Genomic DNA, 16,218 nt, shown 5'->3' on the forward strand with positions numbered 1-16,218 from the left:
ATCGCCTCCTACAAATAAAAGCGCGCCTACCAGCCATATCCCAAGTGTCATTAAAAAGACTTTCTTCTTATTAAACCGATCCAACAAATTCCCACCACATAATAAGAAAATAAGATTACCCAAATAACTAACTGTTACAATAAGGGATAACTGGGTCGTACTTAACTCAAAATGCTGTTGAAAAACAAGTGAGAAAATCCCCCGCATACTATCACTTGCTCCAAGGATAACCATACATAGGCCAAAACCTATAAAAGCAATATACTTTGTATAACTTCTTAATTGATTTCTCATCACTTCACCTATTCATATTATTAAGCAAGAACCCTTCTTCTACTTTAAATTTTCTTAAAGACAGGTTTCCTTTGTTCAAATGTAGTAATGTATTCAAATCCTGCTTCTTTCACAACTTCTAACCCTTGCTTCACTGCACACCCTATATGTTTGAGATAATGTCCATCACATCCTACTGTAATGATTTCTCCACCACAAGCTTTATAGAACTTGACCAAATCCAAATCAGGCATTGATCTTCCTATGGCTTGGAAAAATCCTGAAGCATTTACTTCAATGCCTTTCCCTCTTTTTATTACTATTTTATAAAGCGATTCTATATGTTCTCTATACAGATTCATATTCGGGTATATACCAAGTTGCCCATAAGCATAGCGCATAGGATAAGTAATATGTCCGATAACATCAAATTCATAGTGTGTTGCAAGCTCTATTAAAGCATCTAAGTAACGCCCATATAACTGACTCATCTCTATTTTTGAAAAATCATATTCCCCTACATCAAGAGTATCTTCTAAGTTATGTACAGACCCTATAATAAAATCCAGATTGGTTTTTTCAAGAAAGTCTTTATATTCTTCTTTTGAAGCTTGTGGTTGCCCAACTTCTATACCAGCCCTTACAATAAGTCTCCCTGCATACAACTCTTTTGCTTTAGTAATATCTGTATAGAGCTGGTCAACATCTAGTCTTCTACGATACTTCTTATCTTGAAACATATCATAGTGGTCTGTAATAGCAATTTCTTGAAGACCTTTTCTAATGGCTTCTTCACAAAGGTCACAAATGTCTTCATGCCCATCAAAAGAATATTTAGAATGCATATGATAATCCGCTAAGTACATGATCTATTCTCCTCTACGTCAATTGGATTAGCGTATCTCTTCCACATAGTCTAATCCTTTTATTTGTTCTAATTCTACCAAAATACTGTTGTGATCTCTTTTTGTACACAAGTCTAATTCCATTGTAACAGCAACGTCTTCACTTTTAAATGTATTTTGGCAGTCTCGATGCATAGAGCGAATCACAAATTTCTTAGTTTTAATATAGTCCATAACACCTGTCATTCCACCCTCAGGGCTTAGTTCCATATAAAGTTCAAGTACACGATTGTGTTTTTCTTGATATCTACTTGCTTTTTCTAATACCTTTACTGCAACCATGATAAGGATAAAACCTACACATGCACCGTAGATAAACCCAGCTCCTATAGCAAGACCTAAAGTCGCTACTGTCCAGAGACTCGCTGCTGTTGTCAGTCCTTTGACTTGATTCTTACCCGTCGTAATGATTGTACCAACTCCTAGGAAACCTACTCCACTTATAACTTGTGCTGCCATACGAGAAGCATCTATTGTGTCTCCACTCCGTACACATAAATACTCATTCGTTACCATAGCAAGTGCTGCGCCTAGACAAACGACTGCAAAGGTACGTATACCTGCTGTTTGTCTTTTGGTCGCTCGTTCTGCACCTACTATACCGCCTAGGATAACAGCCAAGCTTAGTCGTACTAATATAGAAGCATAATTAAACTCTTCTAGGTACTCTAAGATGCTTATCATCACGCTTACCTCTTTTCATTTAATTCTATAACTCACTCTTCAAATATTTCAACCCTTACCACATGATCCATAAATTTGTATCTAAAACGTACTACTGTATTGTCTTTTGTAACCTTGAATGTCCCTTTGTTAGAGGATCCACTTCTTGGATAGGTGTCATAGCAGTAAGTGGCTGACAATGTCCCATAAGTGGCTATGGCATAATCAAATTCTCCTGCAAAGGGCATCACCACAGAAAGGGTGTACGTATTGTCTCCTATATAGTACATACGTGTCACTTCACTATTAGAATCATTTTGCACTGCCCCTACATGAGGTTGAAAACTACCATAAGCTACAATTTTTTCAGGAAGCTTCATACCTGTTTCTTTGTCATAGACTTCATGTGCACCATATTGAATGAGATGTTGTGGGTTGGCCGCTTGTTGTCTTAATGTATCACCACTTGCCCATAGCTTCTTAATGGCCTCTTCTTGACCAAATCCCATGGGACAAGCTGCACTCTTCGTATTGATTTGATAGTAGCCTTGTGTGTCCCATTCTCCATTATCAGCACGCTTCATCTTAACGGCGGCACTGTTTAATGTTCTTCTAAAAGGCACTTCAAAGTATGCATTCGGGTTATTAATGGCTGTCCATTTATAAGTGTACTCCAAGAAATGTCTTTGCCCTTCTTCGTCTTGGTTTGCAAACCAGCCAATTTGGTCATATCCCCACCAATCTTTCCATCCACGCTCCGCATAGATATAGTCCTCAAAACGATCAACCACTTTGCCACCCCAGTTGTCATACTCCATTAAAAAAGGCATGGCTTCTGCTGACCACCCATTAGGATTTTCTCCCCCTTCGCTGAATCCTTCACGTACCATGACAAGCTTTTCTCCTTCTCTATCTAGAAGAGGTACCCTTGTAAAAGGCATGGCATTGTAATCGAGTAAGAGCTTTCCATTGATACTAATCCCATGGCTGTGGGCATCCATCAGTACAAGATGGCGTCTTCCATACACTTTTGCATAGTTACGAATCATTTGCATCAGCTCTTGCATCTTTTTCATTCCATGGTCATTGGCAGTATAGAGATGAATTTGTCCCATATGTAAGGCTTCATACCCTGCATCGATATAACGTGTCGCACGGTAGTAGAACCACATTCTTGCTTCTAGGCGGTTAAGGTCTGGAATCCCACCTTCTTCTCCCCAAATGAATCCATTTGGCTTCTCGGGAAAAAGCATATCTTTAACGCAAAAGCCTCTATCTTCTATAGGTAACCCAAAGGCTTCAAAGACATAAGCCGGTACTTTAAAGCGGTCTTCATAATGATAAACAGCTTCAAAAATACAAGCTTGAATGATAATCTCTGGATCTACCTCATGAAGTCTATCTGCTAAATACTTAGACTTTTCAAAGTGTTCCTCATCACATTCATCTGGCTCCCAAATCCCTGAGGCACGTCCTACAAATTTGACGCCCATATTCTTAATCGCCCGTAAATCATCTTCTAATGTTTTTGTATGAATAAAAAAGGCAGCTGATACTGAACGTGATAAATAATTTTCTAGCACCTCTTTTGAGATTGTTGTATCGAATGTATAGTTTTTCATCCTCGTCCTCCCTCTTCTGATTGATCCTTATTTATAGTGTGTTATAAATCGCTCCTAGTGTATGTTCCTCTTCTTTTACCTATTGCTTTTTATGCTTTAGCACCTTGTTCTAAATAGGAAGTAATCGTACTAATTAATACACCGGTTGCCCCTTTTTCCTTATGGACACCTTCACTTCTACATACCGCTGTTCCTACTACATCTAGGTGAATCCAAGGTAAGTCATTCTCTATAAATTCTTCTAAGAAGCAAGCCGCTACACTTGCTCCTGCTGCATAGCCTGGTGCATAGTTCATAAGGTCTGCAGTCTTTGTATTTTTCAATAATTTATGGTAAATGGCATCTAGTGGAAGTCTCCACACTTTTTCGCCTGTCTTATTGGCATGTTTAAGAAATACTTTGTAGAAATCCTCACAGTTTGAAAAGATACCAGAAATCTCTGAACCTAGTGCACCTTGGCAAGAATATGTAAGTGTTGCTACGTCAATCAGCTTAGTTGCACCTTGACGAATGGCATAAGTCAAAGCATCACATAAGATTAATCGCCCTTCAGCATCTGTATTCCAAATCTCTACAGTTTTACCTGACATGGTTGTAATAACATCCCCCATTTTGGTAGCATCTGGACTAATCACATTCTCAACAGCCGGTATAACCACCATTAAGTTGGTTTTACTCTTAAGTGCCGCCACAATCTCTATGACTGCAAGCACATTGGCTGCACCACACATATCATATTTCATCCCATCCATACCTTCTAAAGATTTAAGATGGTAACCGCCTGCATCAAACATAACCCCTTTACCAATCACTGCATTGCGTTCTGCTTTCTCATCCCCATGATAGCTCAGCACGATTAGGTTAGCTTCTTGTTCACTTCCTGCATTAACAGAAAGGATGCCACCACATCCATTTGCTTTAAGTTCTTCATTCCCTAACACTGTACAGGCTAATCCATAGTGGGCTGCTAATTGTCTTGCATAAGCTGCGAACTCTTTGACATGTAGATAGTTGTTTGGGATATTGGCAATGGTACGTGCTCTATTGATGGCTTGACCGTATGTCATACCTTTTGTTATAGCCTCTTTACAGCTTTTGCTTACAACCAAAGTAATGGTCTGTGTCTTTTCATCTGTCAGTTGGCCTCTCATACTAAAAATATTTGTATCCCTCACTTGTGTTAAGGCACGTTTATTAAAATGATAGGCCCCTTCAAACAATGCTTGAACTGCTATTTGAATCAGCTCTTCTTGTGTTACCCCTTCTATATGTAAGTGGTCAAGCACAAGTTGGCAATCTGATGTACTTTGTTTAGCAAAAGCACTAAAAGCTTTTCGAATATCCTCTATAGGATTTACTTGTTCTTTTTCTATGGGCAAAAACTCTAACTGAACCCAGCTCTCTTGCATATAGATCACTGGCTTACTCTTTTCTTGAATAAAGGCTTCCATCGGAAATTCATCTTTTAAAGTTGGAAGCAAAAGTTTCAACCATTCTTTCTTGATACCTTCTTCTTGTAAATAAGGGATGACCATGTACTCTGTTTCTTTGTTATAAGTTAATGTAACTTGTTGATTAATTTTCATTTTTTTGCCTCCTCCTGAGGAATGATTAGAAAAGACCGCCATAAACTTGGTCATATTTATCTACCAATGTTTTTGCTAGTGAGTAAGAGTTAATAAGTGGATGTAACGTTAATGCTTGGATAGCCTTTTCTTTAGACTTTGTAAAGATAGCTTCTACTGTCAACTTTTCATACAACTTAATAGCATGAATGAGTACGTTACAGTGTTCAGGCACTTTACCAATAGGTACTGGTTGAATACCTTCTTGAGATACTTTACAAGTCACTTCAATGACATCTTCTGCTTCTAATCCTTCTATACATCCTTCATTTTGGACCGAAAGGACAAGGTATCTCCCAACTTCACTTTGCAAGCCTTCAATACAATCTAGCATAACTCCGGCATAGCCAATACCATCTGGCACTTCTAAATGACCTTTTTCAATCTCTGCCTTTTTGTCATTTCCAGTCTCAATACTCATGTAAGAACGTTCTCTAACTTCCATATAATATAAGAAGATTTGAAGTGCTTCCTCTGGCTGTTCGTCAATATTGATACGCTTGAGTTCTTCCATCATTTGAATATTTACAGCCTCTATAGTTTTGCCTCTCGTTGCACCTGACTTTAGAATATTTTCTAAAGCTTTTTCTCGGTGATAGTAATAATAAAGGTATTCATTAGGCAAGAATTTAATTTGTCTAAGCAACTCTGGATCAAACATAGAGAACTCTTGAATACCTTGCAAGAAAGTATCATCCACAAGCAGTGTCTCTAACATTTCTTCCCCATGTTTTTTCACACTTCCTATCCAAGATAAGTGGTTGAGTCCAAAAAACTCTACATATAAATCCTTTTCTGCTACATCTAAGGCTTGTGCCATACGGAACTTAGTACTACTCGGTGCATCACAAATACCAATAATTTTATCATGGCCTGAACTTCTAAGTGCTTGTGTCACAAGTCCTGATGGATTGCTAAAGTTGAAAATCCAAGCATTGGGTGCATGCTTTTTAATAAGATCACAGTACTCCATAAGCACTGGAATTGTACGAACTGCCATAGAAAATCCGCCTACACCCGTAGTCTCTTGACCAATCACACCTGTTTCTAAAGCCACAGTTTCATCTACGACTCTTGAATGGTCTCCACCTACACGCAGTGTTGTTACAATATAGTCTGCACCTGTGATGGCTTCCACTGCATCTTGTGCTCGCTCTATTTTCAAATCTTTGTGTTTACGTTCCACAACGTGCTTACATAACTTAGCGATGATTTCAAGTTTCTCCTCATCAATATCGTAAAGTATCACTTGGTCAATATGTAAAACTTTATATCTTTCTAATAATCCATTGATAAAGATGACTGTACGAACCCCCGCACCACCAATAACTGCTATCTTCATGGTATACCCTACCTTTCTTGTTGTGTAATAAATGTCATTAGCACTTCTTCTACTGGGAAGCCTGTATTCCCTCCAAGTTGTGTCACAGATAATGCGCCACATCCATTGCCATATTTAAGGCACTCTTCTATAGACTTCCCTTTTAAGAATCCATAGACAAAACCTGCATTGAAAGAGTCTCCTGCACCTGTAGTATCCACTGCCTGTACTGTATACGCTTTTGCCTCATAGACTTGCCCTTTATAAACAGCAAGTGAACCTTCACTTCCAAGCTTTGCCACGACTTGTGGACAAGTCTTTGCAAAGTCTAAAACGGCTGCTCTTACATCTGCTTTACGACTATAGTGGATGGCTTCTGTCTCATTCATAAAGAGGACATCTATATAAGGGAATAATTCATAGATGCCTTCGTACCATTCCCCTGCATCATCCCACCCTACATCAAAAGAGATACTCACTTCACCCACGTCCTTAACCTTTCTTACAAGGTCTAAGTATTGATGATGATTTTTGCTCCCTGCATAACCTGTTAAGTGAATATGACGTGCTTGTCTCACACCGACTAAATTAATCTTAGATAAGTCAATCTCATCATTGGTTCCTCTATAGGTTAGGAATGAACGGTCCTTTTCGTTTGTAAAACTAATAGAGATGCCTGTCTTGTTAATCTCACTTGTTGCAAGTAATGTATCATCTACATTTTGAGTATGGAATTCATCTCGTATAAACTTACCATAACAATCATCACCAATTGTTCCTTGGAATACAGGCTTTAATCCTAGCTTTCCAATACCTAATGTAAAGACTGCCGCACCACCACCTACATAAGTATTCATTGTTCCTACTACATCCTCTTGTCCTGGCAACGGAAAACGCTCTACACCCGGAATGACAAGATCAATATTAATATCTCCATAGATATAAACATCCCATTTTTTATTTTGCATACGCCTACTCCTTGTTTATGTACTTTATTATCTGTCTCATCCTTACCTCATGCTTTATATACAAAAGGAGCATTGCGCTAACCAAACTTAGTGCAACGCTCCCACTCTTTTCACTTTTATTTTATTAGCATTTTAACCCTTAACGGCTCCTATCATGGCACCTTTAGCAAAGTATTTTTGTGCAAAAGGATAGATACATAAAATAGGTACTGTTGTTACAATAACCGCAGCCATCTTAAGTGAGTCAGACGTTACTGCACTATTCGCTTGTGCAATAGCTTGTGAAGCTGTTGTTACTTCTTGTGAAGAAGCCATTGCTCTTGATAACATCTGTTGCAGCACAGTTTGTACTGGCCATAACTTGCTAGATCTCATATAAAATGCACCTGAGAACCAATCATTCCAGTGTCCTACCGCTGTATATAAACCAACTACTGCTATAACCGGCTTACTTAGTGGAAGGATAATTTGTGTATAAGTTTTAAAATAACCACATCCATCAAGCTTAGCTGATTCTTCTAAGCTATCGGGAATAGATTCAAAGAATGTTCTAACCATTAATAAATTTGTTACGCCTACCATACCCGGAATAACATAGACCCAGAAGGAGTTTAATAATCCTAAATTTTTGTACTGAATATAAGTCGGAATCATACCTCCACCAAATAACATGGTGAATGTAATAAGCATTGTAATAATTTTTCTACCTGGTAAATCTTCTTCTTTAAGTGCAAAAGCTGCAAGTGTTGTTACAATTAAGCTTAATGATGTTCCTATTGCCGTTCTAGCAATAGTAATACTATAAGCTTTCATTATTTTTCCATCTGCAAATACTTCTTTGTAGTTATCTAACGTAAACATACGAGGCCAAAAATAAATCCCACCTTTGGCTGCATCGGCCCCATCATTAAAGGATAAGGCCAATACATTAATACAAGGAACTATAATGACTAAACATAGTGCAATAACAACAAAATATATAAATGCCTGTATCAGTCTATCGCTGAAATTTTCTTTTATTTTTGTTTTCCTTACTTTTATCTCTTTTTCCATGTATTCCTATATCCTTTCTTGTATTATGACTCTGCCACCTCCGTAGCAGAGTCATAATGATTAGTTTACAGGATAGAAGTTAATGCTTTCATGATCTTCTGCATATACTTCTGTCAAGTAACTTCTAAATTCTTCTAAACCAGCTTTTTGAATTTGTGTACGGAAACCATTTACAATGCTTTCAACTTCTTTATCACTTGTTGCATACATAGCTTGTACTAACATTTCTCTATAATCTAGTAATGACATTTGAGCCTTGACTTCTTCTAACCCTTCTGCAGAAAGGTAAGCTGTTGCTTTTAAACCTGGTATAAGTTTCTTTTTGTAAGGATAATCTGTTGCAATTTTAATAGCACCTTCAAATCCAGTTCCTGCTGATGCACCTGGGCGACTTTCGCCAAATTCTTCAAGCCAGTCAAGGTCTGTCATAGCATATTCCCAGAATACTACACCTGACCCACCGAATGATGCACCTACATTATTGATTAACCATTCTGAATCTCCATCATTTAAATGCGTTAAAACTTCCTCTTTAACAACTGGATTACCGTCTACCATATCATAGTGAACACCTTCAATACCATAGTTACCTAAAAGCTTACCTTGTGGTGTTGCTAAGAAATCAAAGAAGGCAAAGATTTCTTCTGGATTTTCTGCATCTGCTGAAATAGCCCAAGCACCGTATCCACTTTTACCGCGCACAGCTCTCGCATTGTCTCCTGTATAGTCATCTAAAGGTCCAAGTGGTACCCATTCACCTGTTTGGTAAACGATTTCTTTGTAGTTGTGCACATCTGCAATAATAGCTGAGTTACGTGTTTCTGATACTTCTGCTGCACGTGTACTATCCATTGTGAAGAATTCTGGATTCATTAAGTTTTCAGCTAATAATTGTCTAACAAAACCAATTTTTTTGTACACATAATCTGTTTCTACTTCGTGTTTGATAGTTCCATCAGTATCCATATTATAACCATCACTTACACCCCAGTCATAACCACGCAAGATGTAATCTAAAGTATCTTTTGATCCACCCCAGTATTTAGGTCCTAATGGATAAACGGATTGACCATGGTCGTCTGTAAAGCCACCATTTTTAATATCTACTAGTAAGTTGTAGAATTGCTCCTGTGTTCTAATCTCACTTGGATTAATACCGAGTGCATCTACAATTGATTTTTGTATGTACATACCACCTATGTATTCTTCTTGTGGATTAAACTCTAAAGATCGATCTACTGCTGGAATAGATAGTTGCATAACATAAGCACCATCTAAATCCTCTCTAAATGTAATGTTTTTATACGCATCATTAGGAAGATAGCCCTCTTCTAAGTATTTACTGTATACTTTTGAGTCTTTCATATACTCTGTTACATCTGCAAACATACCTTCTTTAGCAGCTTTTAAAAGTAATGAAAATTCTGATCTTGAAGAGTCATTTAAGTAAGTTACAACAACATCAGGAATTGTGCCAGATGCTAGGTGAGAAGCAAGTACTGCTGCATCATTATCTCCAGGTGTATACTGAATATCGATATCGATACCTGTAAGTCTTTTAATTTCTTTCATAACAGGTGTTTCATTCATTTTTTCTGGTATTGAGTAACCAATGTCATCTACATATGCTTGAATTGTAATTGTACGATCTGCAATCCAAGTATCTGGTTTGTCATCTGTTTGCGTTGTAGGTGCTGCACTATCCTTATCAGATGCGCTACTTGATGCCCCACTTTGTGCACACCCTGTTAAACTTCCCATTAACACAGTCGTTGCCATAGTTGTTGCTAAGATTGATTTAAAAACTTTCCCTTTCATCTCATTACCTCCTCATATTTTTACCAAAGTCCAACCTCAGTAAATTTCTTTGATAGCTTATTACAAATGATTACAAGTATAAGTCCGACAATCCCTTGGATTAAACCAATTGCTGTTGCATATCCAAATTGTCCACCTGCTAGACCGATACGTACAACAAATGTATCTAATGTATCTGCTAAAGCCATATTCCCTGGGGTTCTTAATAAATAGATTTGTTCAAATCCCGAAGAAAGAAGTCCACCTACACCCATGATAAAGAGTAGTCCAATAGTTCCTCTAATACTTGGCAATGTAATGTGCCAGATTTTCTTAAGTTTTGAACATCCATCCATTTCTGCTGCCTCATAAAGGGCTATGTCTACTGCACTAATTGCTGCTAAGTAAATAATAGAATCCCAACCAATGTTTCTCCATAAATCCATTGAGAATAAGATTTGGAAGAAGTACTTCGCCTCCATTAAGAAGAATGTACTAGGGTCTCCTCCCATTGATCCAATAATTTGATTGAGTACTCCAGTATTCGGAGCAAGCACTCTTTGCATCATCGTTACAATAATTACTGATGATAAAAAGTGTGGTAAGTAAGTAATCGTTTGTACCGTCTTTTTGAATTTAAGATTTCGGATTTCATTTAACATTAAAGCCAAAAGAATTGCAAATGGGAATTCTAAAATACATTTAATGAATCCAACTGTTAATGTATTACGAAGTAATCTTACACAGTCATAACTGCTGAAGAAAGTTTCAAAATATCTAAGTCCTACCCAAGGGCTACCCCAAATACCTGCTTTAAATGAATAATCCTTAAACGCTAACACGATTCCTGCCATAGGCACATAGCAAATAAGTATGAAGTATATAATACACGGTAATAGCATTAAGTATAATGGCCAGTACTTTAAAGCCTTCTTCCATTTAGGTACTTTTTGCTGTTTAATACACTCCACTTTTTCACATTCTATTGGTTTGGCACTCACACTACTCATGCAACTCCTCCTTCTTGTCAATTTCTTTATTTCTGCCTTTATCATATAGTTTTATAACTTTATCAACAATGTAAAAAACTGCGTTATTTAGTGTATATTTCTACGAATACAGGATAGTGGTCAGATAAAAATACACCTTTTATTTCATCTTTCCAAAGGCCTCTCTCCTTACATTTAGTCCCTTTAGAAGTGAAAACATAGTCAATCTGTTCACATTGAGCTATTCTTCCATACTCATGATATGTGCCTTCTATCTCCTCTGTTAAATCAACTAATCCACCCACTTCACTAATCATAGTAATCTCAGGGTTATGAGGCGCGGCATTAAAGTCTCCAGTTAAAAAGACTGTTGCTTCTTTAAATGTAGTAACTTGGGTTATATAGTCTAAGATTTGTTTCATTCCCAAGACTCTGGCTTCGCTTCCTTCATGGTCAAGATGTGTGTTCAGCACTCTAAACATTTCTTTAGATGCCACATCTTGTAAGACCACCTCTGTACATGTTCTTGGACAAATGCTTTGCTTGTCATAGCGTGACCCTGGAACATAAGGTGTAGGTGATAGCCAAAATGTATGCATACCAATGAGCTGATACTTAAGCTTTTTAAAAGCAACAGCTGTCTGCTCATCTTCTAAATTTGCATCTCGCCCACAACCTAACACGTAGTAATCTGTTAAATTTTCCTTTAACCAATCTGCAACATGTGGTAATACTTCTTGGAAACAAATAATGTCTGGTGACTCCTGCTTAAGCTTTTCTAGAATAAATGGCTTACGGTAACAAAAGTTATTTTCTCTATCTTGGTTATAGTCACAACGTATATTAAAAGTTACAAATTTCATTAGTTATCATCCCTCACTCTTTCTGGTAAATGTTCAGTTGGAGCATCAATGACCGTTCCATCTGATAGTCTTACATAAGTTTCAAAGCTCTCTGTATTGTATGCATCTAATACAAAAATTCTAGCACCTCTTAAGAAATCTCCTTGCCCATAAGTGTTATAACCTGTTGCTCTACCATACCCCAATGTAATACCATACATTTCTCCGTAGAAGTCATTAATATGGTCATGTCCTACAAACACACCTTTGGTATGTCCCACTTCTTGCATTGCAGCAAAGAATCCTGTATTAATCTTCGGACTGCAAATACCTTCTCGTTTAAGTCCATAACATGTTTCCATTGCCCATACTTCATGGAATTCTGGCAGTGCAATATGCATAAATAGCAGTGCACCAAACTGTGGACTTTGTGCTTCATAGGCTTTCATCTTTTCTTGATACCAGTCAATTTGTGGTCTTTGTACATAAGCATAGCCTTCCATATGAGGAAGTGGATTGTAGTTACCTGAATCCATTCCGACAAGTACCCATTTGACTATGCCTTGCTCATCTACCACTTCTAAAGTATGGTTACCCATTCCTACCTTTGAGTTTTCATCATGATCAAGTAGACAGTTTGGCATCACTTTTAAAATATCAAAAAGCGTTTCATAGCCTGCACCTTCCTCTGTATCATGATTCCCAAATGTATATGTAAAAGGAATTTGTGACTCTATAACAGGTGCTAATGCTAAAGGTAAATGTTGTGCATTATTTTCTCCATACACTGTATCTCCTGTAATGATAATAAAGTCTGGATTTTCCTCTTGTAATATTTTCCTCATTAAATTCACAGTATCTTGGTCTACTTGATTGTCATCGCTAAAATGGATATCTGTAAATTGAAGCAGTTTAAATTTGCCTTCCGGTGAAAACTTAAGTTTATTCATTTGATGTTATCCTCCATCTTAAATAAATGTATAGTTAAAAATAATATTTCTTACTGCCAGATTACTAAAGATACCTTTCCATAACAATGGACTATTCTACACAAAAAGTTGTACATTTCTACGACTTTCTATATTCCATTGAACTCTTTAAAAATTAATAGTATATTAGTCACATCTTTAGATTTTTTATGAAAAGGGGTTAATTTATATGAAGAAAATATATGAAGTTGGGGGGATCTTAAACCAAGGCTTTGTCGGGCAAATCTCCTATACTATTTGCTTAGATCAAGAATATCAAGAAATGGATATTGCCTTTTCCTTTGACAAGCAACGTTATGAAGTGATCACAGATGAATTAAAAAAAGAACTCATTGCTGCCTGTAATGGTAAATATGGTGCAGATACAGCTAGCGATAAACTGATTACTCATACTATTAAAGATATGAAAACAGAACTTCAAATGATTGTAACCATGAATGATACATTTATTGGTGGCATACACCGACAAGAAACTTCTAGACATCTCTATTTTAGTGAGCATGAGGCCACTCCAGGTTGCATTCCTCAGCCCTCTATAAATGGTGTCATCCGCATTACTATTTTAGCTTTTAGCGTCATTCGTGACGAGACACACTATGCCTTATCTTTATCCGTACGTTAAGAATAGGAGGAACACTGTATGTATAAACGTTTAGAACTACATAATCATACGACGGAATCAGATAGTAACCTAACCGTCCAGGAACTTATTCACTTGATGCAAGCAGACCATGTGGATGCTTTTGCACTTACAGACCACAATACAATTTCTGGACATATTAAAGCTCAAGCATTGCTCAAAGAACAAAATATTGCTATGTCCTGCATTTACGGCATGGAGTACACCACCTATTATGGACATATTCTATGCCTTAACTTAAAAGAATACGTGCCTTGGGAGAATATTAACCGCCACAAGCCTGAACGCCTCTTCCTTGCAACTAAAGCAAAAGGAGCTATTGCCGGTATAGCTCATCCCTTCTCATGTGGTTACCCTATTGCCACCTGTGGCTTTGAGATGACTTTCACTGACTACTCTTGTATTGACTTTATAGAAGTCTTCAATAATCCTGAACCTCTTTATGAAGTTAATGAACGCGGTTTGCTTTGGTGGGAAGATTTAGTCCTTGGAGGTTATCCTATTGCTGCAAGTAGTGGAATGGACTTACATGGCCATAATAGTATGCATCATCAATTTGCAACCTTCATAGAAGGCATACCAGAAGGTAATATTGAAGAAGAGCTTGCCACTGCTTTCCAATCTAAAAGAACATGGATATCCAAAGGTCCTATTCTTGAGGCACATATCAATGAATCTACTAAAGCGCTTACCTTCTCCATTGTTGCAACCAATAAGCCAGGTTATCAAGAACAACCTCATACCCCTTATGTTCTATCTCTTCGCACCCAAAAAGGAACCTTGTCATTTAACTTCAACGACAAAGCTCCTCTTACTATAAGTCTACAAGACTTAGATTCTATTATTATTCCTAAGCTTTACCAAGGTTCTACTGATATCATGAACCTTGTTGCTATAGCGCCTGTTATTTATTTATAAGGACTATTACACTTTCTATATTGTAGTGGTGTCTGGCCAGTAGCTTTTTTAAACACTTTAAAAAAGTACTGGCTATCTTCATATCCAACCTCTTTTGCAATGTCTACAACACTCTTTTGGGATTGCGCTAAATACTCTTTAGCTTTATTAATACGTAATGCCTTAATAAAGTTAATAGCCGTTTGCCCCGTCTCCTTCTTGAAAATAGAAGAGAAATAGTTTGGACTCATCGTAAATTTTTCTGCCAAATCATTAATGGCAATATCTTTATTATAATGTTCTGTGATGTATTTGATGGCTAACTTAATTTTATTTTTAGCATTTGTGTCTACATGACTTTCTGTTTCTAAGCAATCTAGGACAAGTGCCCATAAATATTCTCGCATCTCTTTCAAAGAAGATAGGCTCGTAAGCTCATCTAAATCCACTACGAGTTGTTCCGCCTTCCTAGGTTCCTTCTCGAAACTTGTCGTTGCTGATTTTAATAAAATTCCAATCACCCTTACCCACATAATACGGATATAGTTCACATTATATTTTTGAATCTGTTCATCGGAAAAAATGTCCTCGAGTATGCATTGAATATTTCCAATATCATTACGTTCTATGTACTGACTCAGCATATGCAACTGGGAAGTCGGCAGTTGATTGGCCGCTAATAGTTTAATATCATCATAAAAATAGATATTTCCATTTCCGTGAATAAGCCTTTGGTTAAATGCACCTTGTGCTTCTTTTGTAGCTGATAAAGAGATCTCATCTCTAATGGTACTCATACCAATGCTAATAGAAATCTGCATACGATTCCACAGCATACCTTGAAGTGCTGAGAAGATTTGTTCTGCTTCTGCCCGTAAAGTAACTGCACACTCATTAGACAAAATAGCAAAAAGTTGGTTAGGGTTGGACAGGTGATTAATAATGATTTTATCACTTCTAATATTCGTTTCCTTAAAAATATTTTCGACGCTAAAGCGCATCAGTTGGATATCTTGATACCCAAACTTATTGCGTTCATAGCTCTCTCCATCAATATTTATCAGTGCCACCATCAGCTTTCTACCATGGCATGGAAATTGTCTATTAATAGCTTGTTTGATGAGAAAATGCTCTCTCTTAAAAGGGAGTGACTGATGGAGCAGTACATTCACATTCTTTTCTAAAGTATACTGCTCCTTATCCTTTTGAAGGCGCTCACCTAACTCAATAACTTTTTCATTGTCTTCTCTTTCCCCTATATTATCTAGTACTTCTTTCATTGTCTTTTTCAGTTGTTCATTTGAAATAGGTTTTAATAAGTACGCATTGACCCCTAAGTTAATAGCTTGTTCTGCATAAGCAAATTCAGCATAACCACTTAAGATAACAAATTGAATATGTGGATAAAGTGGTCTGGCCTTGCGAATTAAGTCAATACCATCCATATCTCTCATTCTAATATCCGTTATCACAATATCTACAGGTTGTTCTTTCAGTAGCTCAAGGGCTGTTGTTCCATCATCTGCCTCTTCTATCTTATCAAATTTAAAGTTTAGATAGTCTAACCTTGCACGAATTCCTTGTCTTATAAGTGTTTCATCATCAACGATTAAAATACATCTCCCCATCTTTAT

The 16,218-nt window shown here is 37.1% G+C and carries 15 protein-coding genes; 2 read left to right on the forward strand and 13 right to left on the reverse strand.

Going from position 1 to position 16,218, the window contains the following annotated elements; genetic code table 11:
- From RRY75_RS00005 to RRY75_RS00060, 12 genes are all read right to left on the reverse strand, one after another.
- On the reverse strand, window positions 1-294 hold a 294-nt coding region (locus RRY75_RS00005; protein ID WP_332527175.1), incomplete at its 3' end, for an MFS transporter.
- A 44-nt stretch (window positions 295-338) separates the two neighbouring features.
- On the reverse strand, window positions 339-1,139 hold the full coding sequence (locus RRY75_RS00010) for a histidinol-phosphatase HisJ family protein (RefSeq protein WP_332493147.1): 801 nt from the start codon (window positions 1,137-1,139) through the stop codon (window positions 339-341).
- Between the two features lie 27 nt (window positions 1,140-1,166).
- Complete coding sequence (locus RRY75_RS00015; RefSeq protein ID WP_332493148.1) at window positions 1,167-1,862, reverse strand: MgtC/SapB family protein; 696 nt, start codon at window positions 1,860-1,862, stop codon at window positions 1,167-1,169.
- A gap of 32 nt (window positions 1,863-1,894) precedes the next feature.
- Window positions 1,895-3,463 (reverse strand): hypothetical protein, encoded by a 1,569-nt coding sequence (locus tag RRY75_RS00020; RefSeq protein ID WP_332493149.1) that lies wholly within the window; start codon window positions 3,461-3,463, stop codon window positions 1,895-1,897.
- An 89-nt stretch (window positions 3,464-3,552) separates the two neighbouring features.
- Entirely contained in the window at window positions 3,553-5,049 is a 1,497-nt protein-coding gene (locus RRY75_RS00025) for a leucyl aminopeptidase family protein (RefSeq protein ID WP_332527174.1), read from the reverse strand.
- Window positions 5,050-5,074: 25 nt separating this feature from the next.
- Window positions 5,075-6,430 (reverse strand): family 4 glycosyl hydrolase, encoded by a 1,356-nt coding sequence (locus RRY75_RS00030; RefSeq protein ID WP_332527173.1) that lies wholly within the window; start codon window positions 6,428-6,430, stop codon window positions 5,075-5,077.
- An 8-nt stretch (window positions 6,431-6,438) separates the two neighbouring features.
- Complete coding sequence (locus RRY75_RS00035; protein ID WP_332493152.1) at window positions 6,439-7,377, reverse strand: carbohydrate kinase family protein; 939 nt, start codon at window positions 7,375-7,377, stop codon at window positions 6,439-6,441.
- 132 nt (window positions 7,378-7,509) lie between these two features.
- On the reverse strand, window positions 7,510-8,430 hold the full coding sequence (locus RRY75_RS00040; RefSeq protein WP_332493153.1) for a carbohydrate ABC transporter permease: 921 nt from the start codon (window positions 8,428-8,430) through the stop codon (window positions 7,510-7,512).
- 60 nt (window positions 8,431-8,490) lie between these two features.
- Window positions 8,491-10,248 carry an extracellular solute-binding protein gene (locus tag RRY75_RS00045; RefSeq protein WP_332493154.1) on the reverse strand — a complete coding sequence of 586 codons (1,758 nt, stop codon included), beginning with the start codon at window positions 10,246-10,248 and terminating at the stop codon, window positions 8,491-8,493.
- A 20-nt stretch (window positions 10,249-10,268) separates the two neighbouring features.
- Window positions 10,269-11,237, reverse strand: a complete 969-nt coding sequence (locus RRY75_RS00050) for an ABC transporter permease (protein ID WP_332493155.1) — start codon at window positions 11,235-11,237, stop codon at window positions 10,269-10,271.
- Window positions 11,238-11,320: 83 nt separating this feature from the next.
- On the reverse strand, window positions 11,321-12,079 hold the full coding sequence (locus RRY75_RS00055) for an endonuclease/exonuclease/phosphatase family protein (protein ID WP_332493156.1): 759 nt from the start codon (window positions 12,077-12,079) through the stop codon (window positions 11,321-11,323).
- Window positions 12,079-13,008, reverse strand: coding sequence for a metallophosphoesterase family protein (locus RRY75_RS00060; protein ID WP_332493157.1), 930 nt, complete (start codon window positions 13,006-13,008; stop codon window positions 12,079-12,081). Before RRY75_RS00060 ends, RRY75_RS00055 begins: the two co-directional genes overlap by 1 nt.
- Window positions 13,009-13,216: 208 nt before the next feature.
- Here RRY75_RS00060 and RRY75_RS00065 point away from each other — a divergent pair, with 208 nt between their 5' ends.
- Entirely contained in the window at window positions 13,217-13,669 is a 453-nt protein-coding gene (locus tag RRY75_RS00065; protein ID WP_332493158.1) for a DUF6669 family protein, read from the forward strand.
- Between the two features lie 18 nt (window positions 13,670-13,687).
- Window positions 13,688-14,605 carry a CehA/McbA family metallohydrolase gene (locus tag RRY75_RS00070; protein WP_332493159.1) on the forward strand — a complete coding sequence of 306 codons (918 nt, stop codon included), beginning with the start codon at window positions 13,688-13,690 and terminating at the stop codon, window positions 14,603-14,605.
- Here RRY75_RS00070 and RRY75_RS00075 read toward each other — a convergent pair.
- Window positions 14,596-16,212, reverse strand: a complete 1,617-nt coding sequence (locus tag RRY75_RS00075; RefSeq protein ID WP_332527172.1) for a response regulator transcription factor — start codon at window positions 16,210-16,212, stop codon at window positions 14,596-14,598. The genes RRY75_RS00070 and RRY75_RS00075 overlap by 10 nt on opposite strands.
- Between the last annotated feature and the right edge of the window lie 6 nt (window positions 16,213-16,218).

This window comes from Niameybacter sp., assembly GCF_036655075.1.
In the GTDB taxonomy this organism is placed as follows: Bacteria; Bacillota; Clostridia; order Lachnospirales; family Cellulosilyticaceae; genus Holtiella.

Coding starts and splice junctions, on each gene's coding strand:
- RRY75_RS00010 (WP_332493147.1), bottom strand. CDS start 1,139: ATGTACTTAGCGGATTATCATATGCATTCTAAATATTCTTTTGATGGG.
- RRY75_RS00015 (WP_332493148.1), bottom strand. CDS start 1,862: ATGATAAGCATCTTAGAGTACCTAGAAGAGTTTAATTATGCTTCTATA.
- RRY75_RS00020 (WP_332493149.1), bottom strand. CDS start 3,463: ATGAAAAACTATACATTCGATACAACAATCTCAAAAGAGGTGCTAGAA.
- RRY75_RS00025 (WP_332527174.1), bottom strand. CDS start 5,049: ATGAAAATTAATCAACAAGTTACATTAACTTATAACAAAGAAACAGAG.
- RRY75_RS00030 (WP_332527173.1), bottom strand. CDS start 6,430: ATGAAGATAGCAGTTATTGGTGGTGCGGGGGTTCGTACAGTCATCTTT.
- RRY75_RS00035 (WP_332493152.1), bottom strand. CDS start 7,377: ATGCAAAATAAAAAATGGGATGTTTATATCTATGGAGATATTAATATT.
- RRY75_RS00040 (WP_332493153.1), bottom strand. CDS start 8,430: ATGGAAAAAGAGATAAAAGTAAGGAAAACAAAAATAAAAGAAAATTTC.
- RRY75_RS00045 (WP_332493154.1), bottom strand. CDS start 10,248: ATGAAAGGGAAAGTTTTTAAATCAATCTTAGCAACAACTATGGCAACG.
- RRY75_RS00050 (WP_332493155.1), bottom strand. CDS start 11,237: ATGAGTAGTGTGAGTGCCAAACCAATAGAATGTGAAAAAGTGGAGTGT.
- RRY75_RS00055 (WP_332493156.1), bottom strand. CDS start 12,079: ATGAAATTTGTAACTTTTAATATACGTTGTGACTATAACCAAGATAGA.
- RRY75_RS00060 (WP_332493157.1), bottom strand. CDS start 13,008: ATGAATAAACTTAAGTTTTCACCGGAAGGCAAATTTAAACTGCTTCAA.
- RRY75_RS00065 (WP_332493158.1), top strand. CDS start 13,217: ATGAAGAAAATATATGAAGTTGGGGGGATCTTAAACCAAGGCTTTGTC.
- RRY75_RS00070 (WP_332493159.1), top strand. CDS start 13,688: ATGTATAAACGTTTAGAACTACATAATCATACGACGGAATCAGATAGT.
- RRY75_RS00075 (WP_332527172.1), bottom strand. CDS start 16,212: ATGGGGAGATGTATTTTAATCGTTGATGATGAAACACTTATAAGACAA.